Origin of the sequence: Streptomyces sp. NPDC059668, assembly GCF_042734135.1 — a bacterium.
Classification (GTDB): domain Bacteria; phylum Actinomycetota; class Actinomycetes; order Streptomycetales; family Streptomycetaceae; genus Streptomyces.
Map to the genome: position 1 here is coordinate 62,242 of NZ_JBHWEL010000027.1, position 6,094 is coordinate 68,335.

Here is a 6,094-nt window from a genome sequence, read left to right on the forward strand (position 1 = left end):
CGCCTGGCCTCAGCGCCGCCCCCCTCCTTTGATGTACCTCTACCCCGCCCCGCCCTACCCCCCCGGGCCCGGCGGGGCGGCGGCCCCCCCCCCCCCCGCCGCCCCCGACCTGGGTGAGGTCCTGGTCACCTGCCGGGAGATCCCCAAGGGCGACGAGGAAGCCTGGTCGGCCAGGTGGGGCGCGACCGCGTCGCGCGTTGAGCGCATCGGCCGGGACGCGCTGGCGGCAGGTCACAAGATCAGCGCGCGCGAGGCGCTGCTGCGCGCATCCAACTACTACCGGTGTGCCGACTTCTACCGCCGCGAGGACCCTGCCGCCGACGCCGAGTCCGCGCGGCTGGCCAAGGCCTCGCAGCAGGCCTTCGCCGATGCGGCCGCCCTGCTCGACACCCCTGCCCGCGCCGTGCGCATTCCGTACGAGGACACCACGCTGCCCGGCTACCTGTTCTTCGTCGACGGCTCAGGCGCCTCGCGTCCGACCGTGGTCTACCACGGCGGGTACGACTCCACCCTGGAGGAGAACTACCTGGCCCTGGCCGCAGGTGCCCTGCGGCGGGGTTACAACGTCCTTACCTTCGACGGGCCCGGCCAGGGCAGCAATGTCCGGGACCAGGGCCTGCACTTCCGGCCCGACTGGGAAGCCGTGGTCACCCCGGCCGTCGACTTCGCGCTCACCGTGTCCGAACTGGACGCGGATAGGCTCGTTCTGATCGGCACGAGTCTCGGGGGGTACCTGGCCGCCAGAGCGGCCGCCTTCGAACACCGCATCGCGGCGTGCGTGCTGCACGACGGTGTCTACGACTTCCACGAAGTCGTCGCAGGGCTGGCCAACCGCGCCGCCGCGACGCCCGGCGGCATCGAAGAGATGATGGCGGAGGACACCCAAGTGCGCTGGGTGGTGCGCAATGGTCAGTGGACCCTGGGTCTCTCCGGTCTGGAGGAGATGGTCAAGGCCACCGAGGGTTACACCATGGCCGGCATCGCCGACCGGATCACCTGCCCGACCCTCGTCCTCGACGCCGAGAATGACCAGTTCTTCAAGGGCCAGCCACAGCGCCTGGTCGACGAAATGACCTGCCAGAAGGAACTGATCCTCTTCCGCGAGGACGAAGGCGCAGGCGAACACTGCCACGAAGGCGCCATTTCCCTCTTCCACCAGCGCACCTTCGACTGGCTCGACACCCTGCTCGCGCGCTGACGACGCACGTCCCGGCCGGCCGGGCACTGCCATCGGCCCCTGCATCAGACTGGTGCGGCGATGGCAGTCCCCGAGGGCTGCAAGCGGTGAAGCCCCTGGAGAGCCACCTCCCTGCGCCGTGCTTCATCCTGCCCCGCCGGCGGACATCACGTCAGCAACCCGACGGTGACTGCCCCCGACGACTCCTCGTCACTCCAGCCAGGACAGCGAGGTCGGACCTTGGTGAGAAGTAGGACTGAGCGCGCTTCAGGTCGAGGAACTTGACGGCCCTCTCCTGGAGTTCGGGATCACGGGAGCGCAGGTAGCCGTCTAGAGGCCCTCTTGGCCTGATGTGCCGAGTGGTCGCAGGCATCAGATGCGCAACGCCCGGTTCGGGCCCCCTCAGCGGACCGGCCCCCGGACGTTTCCCGTTCGGCTCAGCGCCCTGTCCTCCGTGCCCGCGCGTGTGTGAAAGGTCGCCAGCGTGGCCGTGAGCTGCGGAAACAGCATCGCCGCAAAATATGTTCTCGCCATTCACCTGGGATAAATCGCTCGCACCTGGGCCCCCGCGACTGGGGTGCTCATAGCGCTGGCTGTGGCTTCCTCGTGCCCGGGGGTAGTGGCGCCGTCGGGGCTCAGGATGGGACGACGCGAACCCTGAGCCGCCTGGGCGATCGAAAGCCGCGTCCCTCCGGACCGTCGGAGTCCAGGGCCCATCCTGCCGACTCGGCGGGCAGGGCCTCATCGATCAGCGCGTACAACACTTCGCTCGCTTCCAGAGCTGCGAGGCGGCGTCCGAGGCATGTGTGTGGGCCGGTTCCCATGGCCAGGCTCGGCAATGGCTCGCGTCGGGGGTCGAAGCGCTCCGGTTGGTGCCACCGGGTTTCATCGCGATTGGCCGAGGCGAGGTTGATGCAGACCAGGTCGCCGCGCCGGATCACCTGGTCGCAAAGCACCGTGTCGGTGGTGCAGCGGCGCAGTACCCAGGTCAGGGGGCATTCCCAGCGCCAGCACTCCTGGATGACCGAGGTGGCCGCGGGCGGGTCCGTACGCAGCTGGTCCGCGACGGAGTGGTCAGTGAGGGTCGCGTACATCAGGGTGGCGAGGGAACGGAAGGGCGGCTCTGTGCCCGTGGACAACAGCAGCCGTACTGCTGGAAGCAGTTGAGGCCCTGTCCCGATTTCAGGGTCTTTAGTACCCAGGAGCAGGGCCACGAGGCTATCGGGGGCCCATGCCGATGGCGTGTTAAGCATCTCCTCTACGGCCGTGGAGATCTGGTCATTGGCGTCGTCGAGCAGCCCGACCGCCCAGGTGTAGAGCGTGCCGATCCGTGTACCGGGAGGGAAACCGATCATGCGCGCGATGGTGGCCAGGGCCACAGGGAAGGCCACTTCGGCGACCAGGTCGCCTCCGCCGCGTGCGGCGACAGTGGCGAGTGCGGCGGCCGTGTCGGAGCGGATCGCGTCGCGGAGGCCGAGGACCGCTTGCCGGCTGAAGCCGCTGTGGAGGACAGTTCGCCAAATCCTGTGCTCTTGGTGGTCCATCTGAAGGAAGGACCTGCCGATCACCTGTCCCATGCTGTCGTCGTATGCCGACGACGAGAAGGTCTCCTCGTCTCGCAGGACGGCTTCGGCGGCGGTGAACGAGACGACGTGCCAGACAGGAGTGGACGTCTCCTCGGGTGCCTCCACGCCGGTGATCACTCGCTCCAGCGTCGATCGCTGCATGGGGTTCTGCCGCCGTAGCTGCGCGAACTCGGTGTGCGGATCGGTGGCCGCCGACCACACCGCGTCGTTGTCAAAGGCGCGGACCAGGGTGTACGCCGCCGCGATGTCCTCCTGAACGCTGACGGAGCTGGCGGCGAGGAGCGTGGGCACCACGGTCATGACACCCCCCGGACCTGGTGGCTGGTGTCAGGGGGCAGATCGTCCAGATGCCGTACGGCGACGCGCAGGCCTGTCTCGGCGGGGTACCGGAGTCGGTTGCCCACCGTCGGGGCAGGGTCCTTCGTTGGTGCCTGCACCTGGAAGCCCAGCTTGTCCAGGAAAGCGATGCCGGGGGTCCAGTCCTGGGGGCAGGTGGCGGTCACGTGGCGCAGCCCACGCGCCGCGGCCTCCCGCAGGAGGTGGCGAGCCGCCAGGGTGCCCTCGCCGGTGCGCCGCACCTCAGGATCGATGAGGAACAGCCCGACCGAAAGGTCGTGTTCGTCGGGATGGGCGGCCACAGCGTCGACCACGCCCACCACGTCCGTCCCCTTGCAGATGACCAGCAGGTGTTTCTGTGCAAAGTCCGCGCCTTCGGGCAAGGAGTAGTACAGACTCTGCACGTCTGCCGGCAAGGCCGCGGAGCCGGTGGCCGTGAGCAGGTAGTCGTCACAGGCCGTGAGCACGCGGGCGACGCCGGGCTCATCTTCCGGCAGCATGGGGCGCACCGTCAGCGGCGCCTCTTCAGAGATCCGGAATGGTTCCACCGCTCTACACCGCCTGTCCTTGGGTGAGATGCCTCGGCTGCGGGAGTCCGGTGCCAGCCGCCTGGTAGTACAGGAACCCGTAACGGACCAGTGCGTCGGTGACGGCGTCCCGCGAAGCCTCCGACGCGGTCGTGCGGTCGTACCGCCCATACCGCCAAGTGTCGACGGCGTTACCCCGAAGCCGGATCGTCACTCCGGTGATGGGGTTGGAAAGGTGGTGGATTCCGTCGCGGCTGTTCAGAGCGATGCCGATCTCGGCACGGAGCACGGCGGCCGGTGCCTTTGCCTGCCGTCGTGAGGGCACTAGGAATCCGTGCCGGAGCAGCAGTGAGGCCGTGGCCGCGGGGTCGGAGCCGAGGTAGTGGCATTCCCGGTCGGCCAGCCACGCCACCATCTCGTGCGTGGACAGGCCGTTCAGCTCCTGCCAGGTAGTGTCGCCCTTCCAGTTGAGCTGGAGAAACCTGTCCTGGGCCGAGTTGTACAGAGCTATCGCCGGTTCGGAGTCAGTTTCGGTCGCCGTCCAGGGCACCCGGGTGAACGTCACGCTGGGGGCGATGCGCAGTAGGGCGTCCGGTTCCGGTGGGGGCCAGTTGAAGAGCGGGACGGACGGTGCCTCGGGCAGGGGTGCCTGGACGCAGGCCCGAAGGAAGGTGAACTCCTCGATTTCTCGTGCCATGGGATCGCCTGCAGCCCGGAACCAGACGGTGGTGTCGTCGTCGGACCCGGCCGCGTCCTTGGCGACCGCGAGGGTGTCCTGCTGGGACAGGCCCGCGTCGGTACGGTAGTTACGGCTCAGGCTGAGGTCGTCGCCGGGGTCGGGGGACTCGATGTGGACACCGAACTCTTGTGGCCTGGTGCCGATGGGCGAGTGCACGTCCAGGACGAAGGGTGAGCCGCCCCAGGTCGTGTGTGCGACGCCGTACCGCTCGATGGACAGTCGTCGAACGGCCTCGGCGAACTGCACCGTGTGCGCCGCTTCTTCCCGGGTCTCGCCGGGGAAGCCGTGGATGACGAACAGGTGGATCGGTACTCCGGCCTTAAGCATCGCGTTGATGTTCCGGTGGCCGTCCTCGATTCGTGTGCCTTTGCGCATCAGGTCCAGGACACGCTGACTCGTCGACTCCAAGCCGAAGTTCATCCGGCGGCAGCCCGAGTGGTGCAGGAGCCGTGCGAGTTCGTCGTCCAGGCCGCCGGCGAAGCGAGTCTCGCCGTACCAGAACACGTCGGAGGCGGGCACGAGTGCCTCGCCGATGTTGCGAAGGGTGCGCAGGCTCATGATTTCGTCGACGAACATGAAGTAGTGGGAGCCGTGGTCTGCCCGGAGCAGGTCCATCTCCTCGGCGACGGCGGCTGCAGGCCGCTGCCGGAAGGAATTGCTCGCGAACGGGATCGAGCAGAAGGCGCATTCCCAGGGGCAGCTGCGGGAGGCGAAAACGGGCAGGATCGGCCCTGGGGCGAGGTATTTTCCCAGCGGAAGTGCGTCGTAGGCCGGTTTCACGGAGGCCGAGATGTCGGCGCTCCGCCGCGGCGTGCGTAGCAGGATGCCACCGCCGTCCCAGACAGCTCCCGGAATCGTCTCCCGGAAGTCCGCTCCCGCCGTCGTACCTCCGTCGAGGCCGTCGATGACGGCGCCGAGTGCGCCCTCGCCCTCTCCGGTCACCACGGTGTCGACATAGTCGAAGAGAGCGTGCCGGTGTTGCCATCGGTCGACCAGTCGTGTGGCGTAGTTGCCACCAAGGACCACGTGGATGTCGGGGCGCATTTCCCGCAGCATGGTGAGAAACGTGACCCCGGCGATCAGCTGGGTGTCGGCGGACATGCTCACGCCGACCACACCGACTGCGGGATCGCGGAAGAGGTCGAGGTCGAGCATCCGGTCAAAGGCCCAGCGGTAAGGGTTGCCCTCGGGGTCGCCGCTCGCCGCCAGCACCTGGACCGTCGACTCGGCTGAGTATGCCGAGGTGTTGGACACCAGGTCGAAGTCGCAGTGGGAGAATGCCCCCGAGATCAGCCAGAGCGCGTCGCGTACGGTACGGCGGGCCCAGTGGAACGCGGTCGGCTCGTGCAGGGTGTCCAGGGACCTCAGCCGCGCCTTCGCCTCCTCGATGCCCCGGATCGCGGAGGGGGCGACCAGAAGACCTCGCTGGCGTGCCCATTCGTCCTCCAGGTCCGCCGGAGGGCGCGCGGCCGCCTTCTCCCGAAGCTCCTGAAGAGTTGCGGCCGAGAGCATCCAGTCGATGCACTCGATGCTCAGATCGTAGGCGGTGGCCTCGTGGCCGCGTGCGCGAAGGTCTCCCAGGAGCAGGGGCACCGCGAGGTGCGGGGCGTACGCGTTCCACAGGGGCGGGTTCACCAGAACGGTCTTCGTGCCCATCGTCTTCCCTATCGGTCCGTCCTCCTGGTGGGACCGGGGCCCCCGCCGGGGGGGCGGGGGGGGGGGGGGTGGT

Annotated in this window: 4 protein-coding genes; 1 reads left to right on the forward strand and 3 read right to left on the reverse strand. The window is 68.3% G+C overall.

What is annotated here, in order from left to right:
- On the forward strand, positions 1-1,198 hold a 1,198-nt coding region (locus tag ACFV2J_RS21005), incomplete at its 5' end, for an alpha/beta hydrolase family protein (RefSeq protein WP_385439953.1).
- 614 nt (positions 1,199-1,812) lie between these two features.
- Here the strand turns inward: ACFV2J_RS21005 and ACFV2J_RS21010 are convergent.
- From ACFV2J_RS21010 to ACFV2J_RS21020, 3 genes are read right to left on the reverse strand one after another with little or no spacing between them, the layout of a single operon-like run.
- The gene (locus tag ACFV2J_RS21010) at positions 1,813-3,063 is read right to left on the reverse strand and encodes a cytochrome P450 (protein ID WP_385082855.1); all 1,251 of its coding nucleotides are present in this window, start codon (positions 3,061-3,063) and stop codon (positions 1,813-1,815) included.
- Positions 3,060-3,647, reverse strand: coding sequence for a GNAT family N-acetyltransferase (locus ACFV2J_RS21015; protein ID WP_385082856.1), 588 nt, complete (start codon positions 3,645-3,647; stop codon positions 3,060-3,062). The genes ACFV2J_RS21010 and ACFV2J_RS21015 overlap by 4 nt, the downstream gene beginning before the upstream one ends.
- Positions 3,648-3,651: 4 nt before the next feature.
- Positions 3,652-6,021: a B12-binding domain-containing radical SAM protein gene (locus ACFV2J_RS21020; protein ID WP_385082857.1), complete on the reverse strand. Its 2,370-nt coding sequence runs from the start codon at positions 6,019-6,021 to the stop codon at positions 3,652-3,654.
- Positions 6,022-6,094 lie beyond the last annotated feature (73 nt).